The sequence below is a fragment of the Bifidobacterium gallicum DSM 20093 = LMG 11596 genome (assembly GCF_000741205.1).
Taxonomy (GTDB): Bacteria; Actinomycetota; Actinomycetes; order Actinomycetales; family Bifidobacteriaceae; genus Bifidobacterium; species Bifidobacterium gallicum.
Genome location: NZ_JGYW01000009.1, coordinates 104,751 through 124,029, shown reverse-complemented (window position 1 = coordinate 124,029; position 19,279 = coordinate 104,751). Strand labels below are relative to the sequence as shown.

The window sequence follows — 19,279 nt, the reverse complement described above, 5'->3', positions numbered from 1 at the left end:
CCTAAAACTTGGCTTGCCCTTCGTCAAGCGTTGGCGTTGTATCGTTTCGTCTTGCACCCATGCCAACTCTCCCACAGTCGTGCCGTGGCGGCTATGACTGCATCGTGCTGTCCATGTCGTCATCGTCATTGGGGACGGTCCATGCGCCAACTGTAGGCTGCGTGGTCGGCATATCAACCACTACGACGCTAACGTTATCATCGCCACCCCCGTCGAGTGCCGCATCGATCAGCAATCGGGCAGTTTGCGCCACATCCTGATGGCTCGACGCAATATGCGCGATCGTCTCGTCATCGACCAACGCATGAAGTCCATCGGAACAAATAATGAACCGGCCTGTGGCCGGCACGGGCGTGACGTCGGGCCGGATGCCGGCTGGCGCGCCCACGCATTGCGTGATGACATTGCGTGCGATTGTGCGATTGACTTCTTGCACGCTCATGCCGCTATCCAACGCTTCCTGGCGGCGCGAATGGTCCTTCGTCAACTGCCGCAACGTCGCCGGGTTGAACGATCCGTCGGGAAACCGGTCCAAATGGTAGGTGCGTGAATCGCCGACGTTGACCACAAACACCGTGCCGGGACCCGATTCGCCAGCCGACAACGCATCGTGGACTGCGAACTGGCGCGCTTCCTCGCTGGTCAGCGTGGCGTCCGCGTCGAGGGCAGCCTTGCGGTGAGTGGCGTGCCTCGCGTGCCTCGCGTGCGTCGGGTGGTTGGCGTGCGCTGAGTGGTCGGTATCTGTCGATTGGGCGCCCTGTGCGGGGTGTTCGCCCTGGCCAAGCAAGGCAGTGGCATCGGGCTGAGCCGCGTGATCGGGTTGACCTGCCGCAGCCTGCTGGCCGTTCGCACTAATCGGGGACAGATCAGTCAACGTAGGGCCGTCAAGATTCTCATCGAGATACTCGCCAGCCTCATCCGATTCGCCTCGCGCGCCAGCTGCGTTCGGTTGCGGCGCGTACTCGCAGACAATGCCCGTGACCGTCGTGCCGGCCACGCCGCCGAGTTCACGACCCAATGCCAGCGTTTGCACCTGGGCTTGGCGCAACGCCTCGCGAATGTCGGCCGGTTCACGGCACGGCATCTGGGCGAGGGTGGCCATCTGCTGGGCTGTGAGTGCGCTCGCCCGTTCACCACCTTGCGCGCCGCCCATGCCATCACAGACCAGGTAGACGCCCGACGACACGACAAAACTGTCTTGGTTGGTTGCGCGGCGTTTGCCAATGTCACTGCATCCGTATGCCGCGATTGCTTGCGCGTTCATGAGCGCTCCTTTCCGCGACGCTTGCGTTGCTTGGTTGTGGCCGGCTTGGTGCCGCCTCGCTTGGCGTCGTTCATCGTACGCGTGGATTGAGCAGTGTCTTTTGATTTCTCATGCACGGCCGAATCCTTTAACGGCCGCTTCGCTGACGCGTGCCATACACCGCGCAACGACAATCGTGTGCGCAACCGGCGCCAACGCGGCAACGCGAACAACATGCGTTTGCGCAACGCGTCCACCGTCTGCCAGTATGCACGCACCTGCTCTTCACTGACGGGCATGCCCGAGAACGCCGCATAATCGGCTGTACTCTGCGCATCATGCAATGCGCGGCCTTTGACATGCAGCTGCTGCGAAATTTGCAAGGCTTGCTCGGAGCGTGTGCCATGCAAGTCCATGCCACTTTGCAACGCGAGATTCGCGACGGACTGCCATCCGGCACCCACGCGCACTTGTGCATTGCCGTGACGCCTGACATAGGCCAGCTGTAACGCTTTGATCAGCAGAATCAATCCCGCGATGCCAAGCACAATCCACAGCGGAGAGCCGTAGAGCGCCACTTGTCCTGTCACATGCCAGAACGTGGCCCAGCCGTTCGGACCCGTATCTTCAGTGGCTTCGTCACCGTCGAGCGACGACTGGCCCGTCGTGTTCTGTTCATCGCGCAACGGGTCGGTCAACGGCAACGGCGGCTGATGCACGAGCGTCTCCGGGTTTGGCGGCGTCAAATCCTGGTCCTCGTCAGGAATCTTCGTCTCCTTCGGTGTCGGATAGAACGGCACCCAACCGTAATGGGCCAGATGAATCTCAACCCAAGCCGTCACATCGTTGCCCGTGAAGTCAATCACTGTGCCATCGGCATGTTTTTGCGTGCGGCTGTCGTCAATGTCGCCATCCTGATTCTTCGGCAGGAATCCCATGACAACGCGACTCGGCAAACCCAGCTCGCGCGCCATCAGCGCCATGGCTGAAGCGTACTGTTCACTATCGCCTACCATGGCCGTGCCAGCCAGCAGTTTCGTCAAACGATAGTTGCCATGACCTGGCAGCGACTCGTGTTCGCCACCAAGACCATGCGAGAACCAGCCTTGGTCACGCAGCATTTGCGCCAAATCCTGCGCGGCTTCACCACCTTGGGATTTGCCGCCAGCCGTGGCCGTGGCCAGTTTGCTGATACTGTTCGGCACATCCTGGGCGGTCGGTTGCTTGATTGAAGCGACTGAAGCTTTCGCAATCTGCTCATCAGTGGGCTGTTCGGGAATCACACCGGTTTCGGTGTACGTCAAGCCGTCCTTCAACCCGGTTGTCAGCAGGCCCGTGTCGGTGCCCGTGTTGTAGTAGAACGACGATTCCAAATCGGTCGGGTCAAATGTCACACTCGTGGCGGCTCCGGCCAACGGCAACCAGTCGTCACGCATGCCTGTATGCACCGTGTATTGCGCGGTGAACTTCGTACCCGTGGTATCAGCATGTATATTCGTGCCGACACGCGTGTAATTTGAGGAATCTGAGGCTTCGCGGGAATCAGAAAGATTCCAAACATTGCCATCGAAACGGTCCATCACAGCCAAACGCACGGCAGTGCCCTCGGGCAGATTCCTGACGGTCAGCAACGTGTCGTCTTTGTGATCGCGCACAAACGCGCGCATGCCACTCAACGGACTCGTGTAATCATATGGGCTCAACGGCGGTTCATAAACGTCACGCAAGATTGTGCGATGCTGGGGCAGCAGCAGACAACCGCCAAACGCAATGGCGCCGGCCGTCACCACAATAACAATGCACGAGAGCAACCGTCCGGCCTCAAGCAGCTGCCAACGCCACGACATCCAGGCCACAAGCATCAGCATCGCCACCAAACCTGTGACGGACGGGAACCAGCCGTCTTGCGTGCCGAGCAGTGCGCAACCGCAGAACTCAAGCAGCACGAGCAATGTTGAAACAATCGAAAGCTTGCCGTTGTTCAACGAACCCACAAAACCGGCGATCACGCCAACCCACAGCACGAGCGTCCACACCGCCATCAACGCGCCCTGCGTGTCGGAAACGGGCGGTGCGATGGCGACGAGATATTTGAACGAACCGAACGTGGCGAACCAACCATCATGCAGCGTTCGCAAACTCGGCAACACATGGCCGATGGCCGTGTCGTTGAGACACACCACCGGGCCGATCACCCACTGCGCGACCACGAGGAAGAACAACTGCCACCACAAACGCAGTGAACGCAGCGCGCCGGCCATCACAATGCCAAACGCAAGCACGGCCGCAGGCACAGCGGCGCGCGCCCACACGCCAACCGACCCATACACGGCAATCAACGCTGTGGACGCAATCAGCGTGGCCAACACAACGATGGCCGCGTTGACAGCCATACGACGCCACTGCACGCCCGACACGTCAAGACGCGAGCCGGGGCCGTTCGTGTTCGTCATCCAAATGACCGAATGCGTGTCTTGCGCCCACGACCCCGTGGTGCTCGTGCCCGTAAAACCGGTGCCAGTGAACGTGCCGGTACCGGTGCCCGTGAACGAAAAATCAGGCAGTGAAGGTTGCTTGTTGTCTTTGGTCATCGCAACGCTCCCATCACCGGCGGCAAATCATCAAGCGAACCCACGGTAGCCAGCGTGAACTCGGGGAACACATGCAGAGCGCGCGGAGCCCCCGGAGCGACCTGCACAACCAAACAGGTGGCAGCCGCCGGAAGCGCCATGACCATATGACGAATATCGTCCAACGGTTTGAACGCGCCGACCGTAATCGCATAGAACGAAGCGTCGGGCGTGAACATCAACGCGCCACGCACCAAATTGCGTTCATCCTGAAAATCGGGTTCAATCGCACTGCACTGGTCCAAAAACTGCGTGGGATTCGCGGGCTTGACATGCGTTGAACCTGCGTTCATGTAGAGCGGACGACCCTCACGCAACGCCTGCACGCCAAGCGAGGCGTGCACGCTCACGGCCAGCTCGAACGCGCGAGAATCCGGGTAATCATCAGGATTCACATCGCACGTGATCGACGTGTCGGTACGCCTCGTCGCCTCAAACTGGCGAATCATCAACGTGCGTGTCTTCGCCGAACTCAACCAGTGCACGTTGCGCACGTCATCGCCGGGCTCATACTCACGCAAGCCATAAAAATCAAGGTCGTCATCCACAATGTCGCCGCTCGGATTGCCCTCAAGATCACGCGGAATGCCAGCATGCAAGCGGTCCAGAATCACAATGTCGGGATGAATGAACACAGTCACGCGCTGCGCAAGCTTGTGTTCATGACGCATCAGGCCAAACGGGTCGCCCTTGCGAATCATCAACGGACCCACGGGCAGCACAGCTCTCGTCACCGCTTTGAAACTGACTGACGTGTGCTTCGACTGGTGCGAACCGAGCATCGGAATGTTGAAACGTTCATGCATGTCACCCATCGGCAGGTCGGCACGCGCGCTCGCCGTGGGAGCTGAGCCCGGATTGCGCACGTCAACCTGCACGTTGACCTCGTCATTGATGCTCACGCGCAACTGCGAAACGCTGATCGTTGCGTCAAACGCCGTGTTGCCCAGGCTCATCACGAGCGCGGCCAACAGCATGACTGTGCACACGATCGCCGCGGCCAACAGCTCATGCCAGCCAAAACAGCCGAACGTGACCCACAACATGATGGCCAGTGCGAGCGTGGCCCATCCCAATGGGGAGACGTAGGCGCGCAGCCAGCGGCGAATATGCCGATGCAGCCGGTGCAGGCGCCGCATAAGGTCGCGGCGGCGGTGAATGGCGCGTGCAGTGCGTGAAGCGCGAGTGGCGCGGGGAGCGCGGGGAGCGCGTGCTGAGTCCGTCATGTTCTTGTCTTATCCCTCAGGTTTGTGGTGGACGGTGGGGGCGGGCAGCAACCCTGCTGGTTCAGACCGCCGACGCGCCCATCTGCGGTGCCGGCACTTCCTCCACGATGCGTTCGATGATGTTCTCGGGCGTCACGGCCGTGAACAGCGCTTCGCTCGTCAACACCATGCGGTGCGCGAGCACAGGCACGGCCAGCGCGTTGATGTCGTCGGGCACCACATAGCCGCGGCCCTGCGACGCGGCCCACACGCGAGCGCAGCGCGTCAACGCGAGCGCGCCACGCATCGAGGAACCCACCGCAACGTCGGCATGATGGCGCGTGGCTTCCACGAGTCGCACAATATATTCGAGCAGCACATCATCAATGAATACCTGCTCGGCGATTTGGCGCATCTCAAGGATTTCCTTGCGTGAAATAACAGGGGAGACGCTCGATGCGCGGTCGCGGATGTTGACTTGCTTGAGCAGGTCGATGCTGAACTCGTGTGCCGGGTAGCCGATTGTTGTCTTGATCAGGAAACGGTCCATCTGCGCTTCCGGCAGCTTGTAGGTGCCGAGCTGTTCCACCGGATTCTGCGTCGCGATCACAATGAATGGTTGCGGCACGGCATACGTGACGCCGTCCACCGTCACCTTTTGCTCTTCCATCACCTCAAGTAACGCCGACTGCGTTTTCGGTGAAGCACGGTTGATCTCGTCCGCGAGCACGACGGACGCGAACACGGGACCCTTGCGGAACGTGAAATCACCCGTTTTCTGGTCGTAGAACGTCACGCCCACCACATCGGACGGCAGCAGATCGGGTGTGAACTGGATGCGCTTGAACGCTTCGTCCGCGTTGTCATCAGCTAGCGAATGCGCCATACCGCGCGCGAGCTGCGTTTTACCCGTGCCCGGGTTGTCTTCCAACAGAATATGACCGCCCGCAATCAGCGCCGTGATGCACTGGCGCACGGGCACATCCTTGCCGACGACGACTTGCGACACGTTCTCCTGGATCTTCTGGAAATCCTGTGCAAAGCGTGCGATGTCCTCCTTGCTGGCCGTCGAGGCTCCGGCCTGCACTCCGAGCGGCGGCAGGACCGCGAGCGTCGTGTTTGTGGTGGAGGTTGCGGGCTGGGGGGAGGTTGCAGCGGGCTGGGGAGAGGTTGCAGCGGGCTGCGTGGAGGTTGCTGGCTGCGTGGAGGGCGTCGGCTTGGCGGGCATCGCCGGCATCGGGTGGGTGGGCTGAGCGGCGGGTTGGGCGTGCGTCTGCGGGGTCGACAGTGGCGTGGGCTGCGGGGAGGTGGGGGAGATGGAAGAAGCAGCGGAGGCCGTGGCATTCGACATGTCGGTGGTGCCGTGCGTGCGCGGCGGCAGGTCGGGCATCTGCACATGCGGCATGTGAGATGCCGTCGCGCTCGCTGAGCTTGCGAGCGCCGTTGCGTCCGCATGTGAGGTCGCGTCGGCCAGCACCGTGGAATCCGCAGCGGCCGCCGGCCCAGGCTGCGCGGCGGTTTGATCGGCCAGAATCGTCTCTTCCGACACGTCCGGTTGGGAGGCGAGGATCGTTTCTTCAGAAACGTTCTGCGGCTGGTTCGCTGCTTGATTCATGATTATTTCTCCTTATGGGGTTCTGACGTTTCCATGCATCATGGCATCCACGATGCGTAAGCTATGCGGTTGCCCGATCGGGCGGCAAGCGAATGATGCCTGCCGCCGCAAATCAGATGAACTTGACTGTGTTCACGGGCAGGAATCCTTGTTGCTGCCATAATTGGCGGAACACAGACGGCGACTGCAAGCGCGATGTGCGCGATGTGCGCGGTGTATGCCACGCACTCGGCGACGCTGCGGCGGGTCGGTTGAGGAGGACGAGTCTGAAGGCTCGGGGTCTGGGGTTGGGGCAGCCGGACGTGAGTTTGTGGTGTCATATGGACCGGACTGGGCTGTTCTCAATGAAGGGTCAGTTTGCAACGTCAGCTTCCACTGCACATCATCAGGCCAATTCCAATCTTCATGCACAGTCAGCGTTTGGCCATCATAAGGGGAGTCAATGGTCTTCAGAGGACTGTTGTCAGCTTTCTTGAAGAACATGATTGAAGCGGTGGATGCGCCATCGTAGCCCTTGCGATCAAACGCATTGTCTTGAATATGGAGCCTGATTGTATTGCGGTCGGTCCATTCAACACTGGAGTCATTGGCATTCACCTCAGGTTCAACCTTCAATACCGCATCACTGTGGGCAACAATCTCCGTTGTGTTCTTAGAGTGTTGCTTATAGTGATTGGTCACCCTAATCGTGGGGCATGGTTGCCATCGTCCAATCTTGGCCGTCGCACGAGTTCCGGATGGGTCAAGCGTCGCATTGTCGCTGACGGTAATGCCAGTGCTCTTCCCAGGATTCGTCCAAGTATAAACGCAAGTACCTTCGGTTTTATCCTCATTGGGGGTCAAACCGTCAAACTTCGGATTTCCAACAGCGGACGCCGACAGAGGGGTAGGTACCTCTTTGCTGATTGGCTTCGTTGCACTATGTGCGTACGTCACGCTACCGGTCACGGTATAGGTTGGACTCTCATTGATTTGCTCACGGACATCAATGGTGAATGTCTGATTGCCGCAAGATTGCGGACCTTCCTTGGCATCGGTCACTTCAATCGCTTTGCAGCCGGCATTGTGGTCATTGCCGGTATTGACTGTGACCGTGATGATTTCGTCTTGCGGATTGAACGAAGCGTTTATGCTCGGTTCCTCCGGCGTGCCATAGAAATCACCCGACAACTTATGACCCTCAGAAGTGACCGGGCCAAAATCAGCGTTCTTGCTTTCAGCGACAACATAAGCTTGATACGTGGTCGCCTTGTTGATCGCGTCGGGATCAACACTAAGGTCGCAGCTGGTCGCGCCTACGGATGCGGATGATTCAGCAAGCTTTTCGTTCGCAGAGGCACCGATATACACGGTGTACCCGCTGAACTGCTTGTCGGTATATTTGGGTTTGTTCCAAGTCACCTTCACCGTGTTGCCACCGGTGACCACAGCGCTCGTGATCTCGGGTTTGTCGGACGCACGATCCGGCGTGGCTTTTAGCTCGTTGGAGGGTTCGGAAACGCCGACTTTGTTCGCCGCTGTGACACGGAACGTGTATTCGGTGCCATTGGCCAAACCAGTGATGTTGCATTGCATGGCGGTGCCGCAGTCCTGGGAACCATTGGCCCACACCACTTCATACTTTGTGATCGGGCTGCCACCCTCACCGTTTTGCGGCATCGACCAGTTGAGCGTGACTGAACCATCCGCGGCTTTGGCGGCCGCCAGAATCGGAGCCATCGGCTTGCCAATCACCGCGAACGTGATGGTTGCCGTCACATAACGGTTCTGGTCGTTCGTGGCATCGGCCACAGTGACGACGACGGACGACTGCGTGCGGTTCAAATCCTTGGCCGCAGTCACCGCAATCGAATCGCCCTCCACGGCCACGCTGAGCTTGGAGCCTTCAGCGGCCGTGGCCGACATAATCTTCAACGGCTTATCGGAGAACGGGTTTTGCGCCTGCTCCAACACATTGACCTTTTTGGTTTCACCAGCGTTGAGTTCCACTGTCTGATTCGGCACTTGGGCCAACGGTTTCTTCGATGCCACAACGCGTGCCGTCACACCGGCCGTGATCGGCGTGCCCTTGCCGTATTCAATCGTGAACGTGATTGAGGTTTGCGCACCAGGCTTCGTGCCAGCCGGAGCGCTCACGGTCAGCTTGCCGTCCGAGGTCAGTGACGACTCGATACCGTTGCCGCCCTGACCGCCCGCATACGTGAACTTGCGGTCTTCCTCAGCGGCAGTGGAATGCGTCAACGCCGTCAAATCCACTGTGGTCGGTTGTTCGCCAGCTTCCACGTCCACGGTGGTCGTCGAGAATGTAGGTGCTGGAATCTCATGGCCAATCACGGTGATTGGCAATGTGATCACGCTTGAATTGACATGCTTGACCGATCCAGCATTCGTGCCTTCACTCTTGCCGTCAGTCACAGTGAACGTGATCGAGGCCGGGCCGCCATAGTCTTTGTCGGCTGTAAACACCATCGTCTGGTCATCCTTGAGCTGGCCGGAACCCTTGGTGGCACTGACCGAACCCTTTTCAATAACAGGCGTCTTGCCGGCGCCCACGCGCACATAATCGGCGACTTTAAGCGTGACGGGTTCGCCCGCATTCACGCTGATCGGCGGAGCCTTACGCAGCAATGGCGGGAACACGCCATAGGCAGGCACTTGGATGAACGCCGTCGACGTGATGCCATGTGTCGTGTTCGTGACCGTGTAAGGCACGGCACGCGCTTCATCGGTCAATTCCACATTGATCGTGGTCGTACTGCCAGAAACCAACGAGGCATGGTCGGTGGCTGACGGATCCACAGCCACTTTCAGCTCATCCAACGAGCCCGACGGATTGGCAATCCACGGGGAAACGTCCACGTCCACGCTGCGCTTATCAATCGTCGCGATGGCCGGCACACGGTAATCGTAGGCTGTCGGGGCTTGGATTTTCGCATCCGGGTCCACGGTCACACTCAATGTGGCCGTATCAGTGATGCCCGCATCGTTCGAAATCGTATACGTGATATATCCGATACCCGCTTTGCCTTTGGTCGTGAACGAAATCTGGTTGTCGTGCACGGTCACGTCATCAAGATTCGTGACCTCCACATCTTTCGACAACGTCAATTCGGAATCATCACTCGACACGTCATTGATCAGCACGGGCACGGTCGTTGACGTGTGCGGACGCAACGTGATCTCATCGTTGCGCGCATACACGTTGGAATTCGCGCCATCACTGAAAATGCCGACGCGAGCCGTAGCCTGGGCACGCCGTCCCGTCCAATCCTCAACGGCATAGGTGAATTCATCAGTGCCGAAACTATCGTCATAGGCTTCGTAGACCAAATAATCGGAGCCGACTTCAGTGACACGGCCCTTGGTTGGCGCTTTGTTGCCCAAACCGGTCAACTGCACATCGTCGCCATCGGGATCAATGCCACGCAGCGTTACGGGCACACGGATTTTCTGCCCGGCCGCCACCTGGGCTTCCGTTGCGATAGGCGAGGGGGCGTTCTTGTTTTCCGCATCAGCACGATGCACGTCAAACGTGATCGTGGCCGAAGCCGTATAGCCCAAATTGTCGCGCACCGTATAGGTCACGGGGTAGGTGCCGGGCTCTGTGGGAGCCAGGTAACGCACCACGTCGGCCGAAACGAACGCCAAACCTTTGAACGTGGCCTCATCATATTTGAGCTCGTTGTCCACGCTAATCGACGTGCCGTCACTATACGAAACATGGTCGGGCACATCCACCGACACAATGCCGCCCGTACGCACGGAAACCTTCACATTCGAAGCTTTCGGCATGCTGCTGGAACGTTCAAAGTTTGCGGGCTGCAACACAATCGTGCCTGTGGAACGTCCTGCGCCATTGGCGACTTCGTAGCGGATTGAGACGGGCTTGGTTGGGGCTGTGATTGCCGTGATATAGACGCGTTTGTTCGCGACCATACCGACTTTGACGTTCGTGCCGTCAGCCGTGGGCGCTTTGACCGAGGTGACCGACAACACGCCGCCCAACGGATCGATATCGTTCGTCAACGGTTCCACAATCGCCGTGTTATCGGCGCCCAGCAACGCCGTATCGTTGACGGCGATTGGCTTGGCCTGGTCTTCGGTCATCGGTTCGACTTCCACACGCACCAGACCCGTGGCGGGAATCGTGCCCTGTGTGATCGTGTACGGCACGTAATACGTGCCTGGCGTCTGGGCTGTGAACGTGAACGCCATTTCGGAAGCCAGCATCGACGTGCTGACTTTGTCGACTTTGTCAACGCTCGTCAACTGTGCCGGATCGGCGCTCGTGCCATGCACATACGGCCGCAAATCCACGCGTGTGGGCGTGTTCGGCGTCGTGCGCTTAAGCACGGGATCAATATGTGCGGGCAACGTATGTGCCGGACGCACGGAGAAATAAATCGATTGCGTGGCTGTGTCGGTGCCGTCGGTGACCGTGACGTTGACAGTGGCGTTGCCTTGTTCCATGCCGCCCGAATTGAACGTGAGCTGGCCGTCGGCACGCGTGGACACAGTGGCCTTGTCACTGTTGTCAACAGTGGCGGACAGCAATGTCAACGGATCGCCGTCGGGATCTTTGAACGTGCCCAACGCGTTCATCGTATACGACGCGTTCTGCTCAACCATGATTTCCTCAGGCTTCTCATGACTTTGAGGTGCGCGATTGCCCGCACGCGTCACATCGAGGTGCACAGTGGCTTGCGACGTCTGCTCATGGCCGTCGGAAATCGTGTAGGTGAAACTTGCCTTGCCCGAAGACGCCGCCGTGGCGTCAAGCTGGATGAACCTGCCGTCATACGCGATGGAAGGTTTCACGCTGCTGTCTTTGGGAGCGCTCACCTCAGTGATGCGCAACACGGAGCAATCGGTTTGCTGGTCATTGCGCAGCACGTCAAGCACTTCATGGCTGCCCGGGCGCACGCCGAACGAATCGTCTTCGGCTTTGATCTTGCCTGATGTTGCCGAGCATTCCTTCGCGAAGTCGTTCGTGTTCGTGGTGGTCTGATCATTGCTTTGCTCGGTGCGTGTTTCCTCGGTTTGCATCTTCTGCCATTGCAGTTTGATCACGTCGGTCGAATCATCAGGATTCCACAAATACCCGTTCGTCGTGTCGTTGAGCACCACCAAACGATGGTTCACACGGAAACGCAGTTTGGATGTGGCCGTGATCTCTTGCAACGTCTGATACGCCGGTTGTGCATCGTTGGCCGCGCACACGCGCAAGAAATTGCGGGATTGCTGGCTGAACGCGGCATACGCGCATCCATTGACCGACACCGGCTGTGCAGCCTCGCCATTGCCGCCCGAGGGCAGCGAGACGGGCGTGCCTTTCTTCACGTCGATCGTGCCCGTGCCGCCCGCATAGGACACAGCCACCCAATCCGACTGCTGATCATCGGCAGGAGGCGCTTGCAATGTCATGGATTTCACGCCTTCAAACTGAGCGCTGTGTCCGGGCCAGAACACCTGGTCGTCATGCGTGACGAATGGTACGTCGTTCACCACGGTGAACGAATCCACTTCCATGGCCTTGCCACCCGTAGGCGAGTCAATCGTGACGGGTTTGTCGGTATTGCGCTGCTCGACTTTGAGCACTGCGCCATCAGCCGGACGATACCCGTACACGGTGCCGTCATGCGTGACCACAGCCATGCCATTGGCACCCAGTTTCAAGTCGGGATCGGCATCGGCCGGCTTGGCCGTGGTCACATCGGCAGCGTCGGCAACCCACATGTTGCCACGCGTCGTGTCAACGAACGCCACCGTGTCGCCGCCAATCAGCGTGTGCATGCCGGTTTTGGTCGCCGTCGAATCGCTCATCGCAATCGTGGATGCTTCAATGGCGCTGGTTTGCGCATCTTCGGCCAGCATGGTGGTGCCGTTGTATTGCGCCACGTCGAACTGTGGTGAACCGGCGCGCACCGAAGCATCGGCCTCCTTGAGGCGTGCGTTATAACGTGCGGCTTTGCCATTGGCGGTGGAGGTCACCCATACGGTGCCGTCATCGAGCTGCAAATGGCGTTGTGTTACCGAACTGATGATGATCGCGCCCACAATCATTGCAACCATCGCGAGCAGCGCGACCACAGGCAGCAGCCAAGGGCGCTTGCAATTGCTGATCAACGCTTGCAGCCGTGCGCTGCGGCGTTGCGTGCGCTCATAGGATTGCGCTGATTGTGGTCCTTGCGGCTTGTTGAATAAGGCCATGATTCGCGTCACCCTCTCTCGTCTTGTGCTTCTCTCAAGTGGCGTGGTTCAATCTCGGATCAGTGAATGGTTGGCGTTAGCGCGTGGCGCATACGGGCACGGCTTGCGACATGCTGCGGTCGGCGCGGATGATGCTGACCTGGATGCAGGTCTGGGCTCCTGGTGAGGCCGGTACGCTGACATGCGTGTCTGTGGTGATTGTGGCCGCTTCGGAGGAGTTCGCACCATCGAGCAGATTCCAGCTGTATTTGTCACCCGTTTGCGGATCGGGATTCGACCAGCTGAACACGGCCGAGTCTCCACGAATCGAGCCGGACAACGCTTCCGGACCGGGCACCACGGCAGAACCCGCGTAATCGCCAGTGTCGGCATTGGTCGATTGTGAGGCGGTGGCATTGGGATTGACGACGGCCACGGAACTCGATTGGCCACGGTCGATATTGGGCAACACAACGAGCACGACGACGAGTGCAATCAATGCGAATGCGGCCACAATGCTTGACGCAATGACGATGCCGCGACGCATCTGCGCGCCTGAAGCGCCATTGACTGCTGCGCTTGCCCCTGCCGCGCCAGGCATGCCGGCTCCAAGTGCTCCCGTGGCTGCGGCTGTGGCCGCGGCCTGCTGCCTGGTCAACGCGCGCGAGAACCGTTCCACACCTTCCACAGTCACGGGTGTGGCATGGCCGAACGCATGTTGCTGCGCCTCTTGTAAGGCATATGCGAATTCCAAGACCGAGTAGTAGCGGTCTTCACGGTTTTTGCTCAGCGCCCGCGCGAGCACATGCTCGACTTCCTCAGGCACGTCGGCCCGGTTGAGTGCCGGCAGTGGACGGTTCATGATGGCTGACGCCAACTCCTGTTGCGTATGCGGATGGTAGCCGTATTCATAAGGCGATTTGCCCGCGAGCATCGCATACAATGTGGCGGCCAGCGAATACATGTCGCTTTTCTCGTCGCCTCCTCCTTGCGAGCGCAACACTTCCGGAGGCGCCCATGGCAGCGAATAGCCGGTGGCGCGATGGTCGTAAATGTTTGTGGCGATGCCGAAATCAGCCAATGCGGGCAGTCCCTGGTCGCTGATCAGCACGTTGCTGGTTTTGATGTCGCGGTGCACAATGCCCGCGCGATGTGCCGTATACAGCGCGCTGGCCAGATTGATGCCGATGTCGAGCGTTTCGTCCACGCCATACGTGCCATGGTCGAGCAAGTCTTTCATGTTGCCGCGCGTGGCGTATTCGAACACGATGAAACTGCGGCCGTCATCGGTCACGCCTGTTTCATAAATCGAAAGGATATAAGGGTGCGTTGAGAGTTTGGCCATGAAATTGGCTTCCGTGCGGAACCGTGCCCCCGCGCGCGGGTCCAAGCGTCCTCGGCTGACTTTGATCGCCACTTGCCGTTCGGTGCCATGCTGCTCGTAGAGGAACACGGCCGCCGTCGTGCCTTCACCCAAAGCGCGCACATAACTGTATCCATTAAGCTTGGGCGGCTGCACCGGGGCACGTTTGCCCGCATGCGCTGACGTCGAGGGACGTCGTGTGTGTCCTCTCATTGGCGTGTTCTGCGCAGCCATAGCCGATGTTGTCCTTTCGTTCATGTGCGCATAACAGGTCGGCGCCGGCTCAGTATCCGCTGGTTGACGGTACTGCTTCGGTACATGATCACGGCATGATCACGACCTATGCGCATATGGATGGAAGCCCCGCTGATAGTCTATGGGGGCATCCTATGGCGGTGCAAGCGGTAGTTCAATATTTTTAGAAATTAACTCATGTTGAGGTAGAAACATTTTTTGATGCACGCTAAGCTCAATATTGGCACGGGGAGCTCAGACTCATACGGGCAGTTTTGGCTGGAATCGCAATGTTGGGAGGGTCTCTTGCAGCAGCGTACACACAATACTCACGCCAGAGAAACAGGCAGCGAAGCCACGCAGAGCGCTGCAATTCGACTGGTTGTTGGTCCCCCGGCCAGCGGCAAGACGCGCACACTGTTCACACATATGGTGGACGCATGCCGAACTGAAGGTGATGATCGCGTGGTCATGGCTGTGACCAATCGTCAAATTGCCGACGCATTGTCGGACGATTTGATCCGCCAATTGGGCGTGACTTCGCAGGCCAGGCCTGTCACCACGTTGAACGCCGTAGCGTTCCGTCTAATCACTGAGCAGCGCGAGCGAGAGAACCGCACGTTGCCGCGCCTGATCAACGGCGCCGAACAGGATTTGCTGTTGCGCCGCGTGTTGGGACGCCATATTGCGCAAGCACAAGCGGGAGAGACGTGCGCGACGTGCGAACAGTTGCGCGCTTATTTTGAGCAAGATCATTGGGAGCGCGTCATTTGCAACCAGAGCGCGCCTGTTGACGCGGCCGCACCAACGGCAGCGCAGACGCTGGCGCAAGAAACGCCTGACATGTCCGGTTCCAACGCCAACGCCAATGTGCTGACGTTGCAGCCGCAGACGACGGCCAGCCTGTTTTTGGAAGGCATTGATGGTGAATTCATTGCGCAAATGCGCGACATGTTGGCGCGCATGGCCGAAATCGGGTTGACTGACGTTCAGGAGAGCGAGTATCTCGATGCCGTGCGCGATACGGGGCTGACGGGCGAGCGTTTGCGCACGCAATGGCATCTGGCATGGGCGTTGCGCCGCGAATACGCGAGCGAAGTGGCGCGTGCGTTCCCGCATGAGTATCGTCTCGACCCGTCGGAACTGCTTGGAGCAGCCGCCCGACTCGTACGCGACCAGGCCGAGCCGCCGATGTTGCGTGAGCTGATCATGGATGACGTGCAGGATTTGACACTCGCCGGACTGGCGTTCCTGCAAGCCTTGGCCAGCAGGGGGGTGCGGCTGACGTTGGCCGGCAACCCTGACGAATCCGTGCAGACGTTCCGCGGTTCCTACCCGGAATATGTGTTCCGCGTGCTGCGCGACCAGATGCATGCACAAGTCACACACTTGCAGCCGTTGCGTCACGACTCGAGCCCATCGGTCACGCCCACGATGCTCGACACCGTGGCCTCACGCGTTTCATTGTCGATCGAAGCGATCGAACCGACCGACACGGCCATGCCGCACCGCTTGGGCAAACTCCCCGCGCATGAGGGCGCATGGCCGATCCGTACGTTGGACAACACGGACGCGCGTCTGCTTGACGGCACGTTCAAAGGGCTGGTCTACCGTTCGGCACAAGAAGAGGAAGACAATGTGGTGTGGCGTATCAAATCGCTGCATTTGGACCATGCCGTGCCGTGGAACAACATTGCCGTCATCATGCACGACAACGCGGCGATCCGCACGTTGGGTGCGCGCTTGCGTCGCGACGGCGTGCCTGTGCGCTTCTCATCTGTCACGCGTGCGCTGATTGAAGAGCCGTTCGTGCAAGCGCTGTTCGCGCTGATTGAGCTCGCGCAGATGCGCAACGCAGGCATCGCCCGTTCCGGCATGGGCGAGCGCCAGGCCGTGGCGTGGGTGGCCTCTCGCGTGCGCAGCATCGCCGCCAGCGCGCTGCTGCAACCGGCAGGACGCGCGCAAGACACTGCCGACCAGCCGTTGCATTTGGAAACAATCGAGACGGCCATGCAGGCCATCGACTCGCTTTCCAGCGTGGTCAAGCATGCTCCCGCTGCCACCGACTCCACGCTGCTCACTTCGCTGGAAGAGCAGTGGCAGGCTCTACACGCCGACTTTGTTGCGTCCGCGCGGCAACATCATGATGATTTCCCCACACTGACCATTGACAACTCCAACTTCGACGAATCCGCGCGTAACGAAGAACCATTGAGCTTCGGATCGGATGCGATGACGCTGATGCTGATGCATGACGGAGCCCCCAAGCTGCTTGACGCGTTGCAACTAATCATGGGCCAGTCGCGCACAATCATGATGTACCGCCGGCTGTGGTCGCTCGTGCACACAATCGCGCAACAATTCGCCACCCAACCGCGTATGATGCCGGCTGATGCGCTCGCCTGCGCATGGAACGCCACGAACGTGGCCAAACGTTGGCAAACAGCCGCGTTCACGAACAATGCGGCCGGACGCGCAGCCAACGACCGGCTCGATGTGGCGATGCGTCTGTTTGAATATGCCAATGGTGCAAGCGAAGGCACGACGATCACAGCGTTCATCGACCAAGTCCGCCAACTGCAGATTGAAGCCGACTCACTGGCCAAAGTGGCACCGATCGACCAGGCCGTCACATTGACGACACCAGCCGGAGCCGCCGGACGGCATTGGACGCATGTGTTCATGCCGGCCGTGCAAGAAGGCACATGGCCGAACCTCGTGCCACGAGGCACGATGTTTGGTGGCGACGACCTTGTGCAAGTCGCACTCTACGGCGCACCAACGTTCATGCGTGAAACGCAAGGCGGCCAACATGACCTGGCCGTACGCGAAGTGCTGGCCAACGAGCAAAAAAGCTTCCTCGTCGCGTTGACACGCGTCGACCCGACTGCCCAAGGCGGCAGCGTATGGCTCAGCGCCGTGGCCAGCGAAGACACCGCTCCATCTGAATTCCTCTTCGCATATGCGCCCGAATGGTTCAACGACCGTGAAAACCCATATTGGCAGCCATTGCAACGCTTGGCAGCCATGGGTGAAACCGACGACACCGATCATGTGGCAGCGCAGCAGCTCAAGGATTTGAACGAGGACGCACGCGGTATCATTGCGCTCGCACGCATGGTGTTGACCGATGAGACAGCTTCGCTCAACGATCCGCGAGTACGTGACGCGGCGATGGCGCTCGCCCGGTTGGCTGCAGGAGGCGTCAGTGCGGCTGATCCGGCCAACTGGCCGTTTGTGGATGACACGCAATCGGACACCATGCAATCGGATACCACAGCACAGTCCAATGCTACGTTGCCAGCTGGCGACAATACGGTTGGCAATACGGCCGCGAATGCCAGTATGGCCAGCGCTGCCAGTGTGGCTCGTGCCGCGTCAATCATGATGCCGACGTCAATGGATGCAACTGATAGCGCGACCGCTGCCCAGAGTGGTCCAACCATGCCATCAATGCAGCAGTCAGCTGCAGCACAACCATCAGCTGCAGCACAGTCATCTGTAGCGGCAGCCATGCGCCCGCATGATGCGGCTTCCTCAACCGTGCTGGCAACCGCCAATGGCATGCAAACGGTCGTGCTTTCGCCTTCGCAAGTCGACAGTTACTGGGAATGCCCGATTTGCGCCAAACTTGACAAAGTCTATGCGGGTCCGCAACGCGGATCGGTCAGCACCTCGTTCGGCACAATCATCCATGATGTGGCCGCCCATGCCACCGAACAGCATTGGGACAATCCGAAACCTGATTCAGATTTGACCAAGCTTGGCCAGGATGCACGCATCAAAGCGATCAGCGACCTGATGATGACCGAGTTTGAGCAGCGCATGGCCGCAGAGCCTGAACCGAAAACCGCGAAAGAGCGCTACACCATGCAACAAGACAAGCTGCGTGCCCACGACGTGCTCTATGCAATCGCACGATATTTTGTGTTGAGCGACCAAGCGGATTATCCCGCATACAAAGGCTGCCCGCCGCTGGGCAAACTTGTGCAATCGCATGCCGAATCACCGTTCAGGGCTTCGTTCACGCTTGCCGATGTGCTCGACGCCTATAACGCGATGCCCGAAGTTGATGCGATTGACGAATCCACGCTTATCGCAATGATGGGTGTGCTCGTGGATGGTTGGCCGCAGGTCACGCCGCAAGGCTTGCGCATTGAGCTGACAGGCCGCATTGACCGTGAAGAATGGCGTGAACAGCCGGACGGCACGCACACGCTGCGCATTGTGGACTATAAAACCGGCCATAGGCGCACAGGGCCTGAACAGTTCCAGGATTTGCAGCTTATTTGTTACCAATTGGGGTTCGCATTCCCATCGAACGAGCAAGGCCGACGCGTGCGCGATTTGCAGCATATGCCCGTGATCACGCAATGTGATTTGTTCTATCCCACCGACAAGGACGGCAAGCTGCAGCTGCCTGCGCAATCACGCAGTGCCGAAGCGTTGTCGCAGCCCGCATTGTTCAAGCGTGGCGCGCTCAACAGCAGCGCCTATGAACCGCGGCCGTATTTCAAGGAATTGTCTGCACTGTTTGACATATCGTTGCCGCAGGAAGCGCCAGAGGGTGTGCCTGACGAGGCTTGGCAACAGTTCCTTGCGTTGCGTGGCACGTTTGCCATCTGGGCGTTGACGATGATTGCGCGCGTGTGCTATGCGGCGGCGGCCAGTGTGTCCGAACAGTTGACAGCACATCCCGTTGCCGGACATATGTCATATTGCTCGCGCAGTGTGAACCATACGATTTGTCCGGCGTGCGGCCAAGGCGCCGACACGGTATTCGAAACGAGAAGGGGCTGA

The 19,279-nt window shown here is 59.2% G+C and carries 7 protein-coding genes; 1 reads left to right on the top strand and 6 read right to left on the bottom strand.

From position 1 onward, the window contains the following. Positions 1-91: 91 nt before the first annotated feature. From BGLCM_RS08125 to BGLCM_RS07070, 6 genes are all read right to left on the bottom strand, one after another. Complete coding sequence (locus tag BGLCM_RS08125; RefSeq protein ID WP_006294481.1) at positions 92-1,264, bottom strand: PP2C family protein-serine/threonine phosphatase; 1,173 nt, start codon at positions 1,262-1,264, stop codon at positions 92-94. After that, a complete protein-coding gene (locus tag BGLCM_RS07090; protein ID WP_006294482.1) occupies positions 1,261-3,834 on the bottom strand; it encodes a transglutaminase TgpA family protein in 2,574 nt (857 codons plus the stop codon). The genes BGLCM_RS08125 and BGLCM_RS07090 overlap by 4 nt, the downstream gene beginning before the upstream one ends. Further along, positions 3,831-5,012, bottom strand: a complete 1,182-nt coding sequence (locus BGLCM_RS07085; protein WP_006294483.1) for a DUF58 domain-containing protein — start codon at positions 5,010-5,012, stop codon at positions 3,831-3,833. Before BGLCM_RS07085 ends, BGLCM_RS07090 begins: the two co-directional genes overlap by 4 nt. A gap of 148 nt (positions 5,013-5,160) precedes the next feature. After that, positions 5,161-6,693 carry an AAA family ATPase gene (locus tag BGLCM_RS07080; RefSeq protein WP_006294484.1) on the bottom strand — a complete coding sequence of 511 codons (1,533 nt, stop codon included), beginning with the start codon at positions 6,691-6,693 and terminating at the stop codon, positions 5,161-5,163. A 132-nt stretch (positions 6,694-6,825) separates the two neighbouring features. Next, positions 6,826-12,903: an Ig-like domain-containing protein gene (locus tag BGLCM_RS07075; RefSeq protein WP_052380779.1), complete on the bottom strand. Its 6,078-nt coding sequence runs from the start codon at positions 12,901-12,903 to the stop codon at positions 6,826-6,828. A gap of 76 nt (positions 12,904-12,979) precedes the next feature. Next, complete coding sequence (locus BGLCM_RS07070) at positions 12,980-14,479, bottom strand: serine/threonine-protein kinase (RefSeq protein ID WP_238548647.1); 1,500 nt, start codon at positions 14,477-14,479, stop codon at positions 12,980-12,982. Between the two features lie 222 nt (positions 14,480-14,701). Here BGLCM_RS07070 and BGLCM_RS07065 point away from each other — a divergent pair, with 222 nt between their 5' ends. Then, positions 14,702-19,279, top strand: coding sequence for a PD-(D/E)XK nuclease family protein (locus BGLCM_RS07065; protein ID WP_006294487.1), 4,578 nt, complete (start codon positions 14,702-14,704; stop codon positions 19,277-19,279).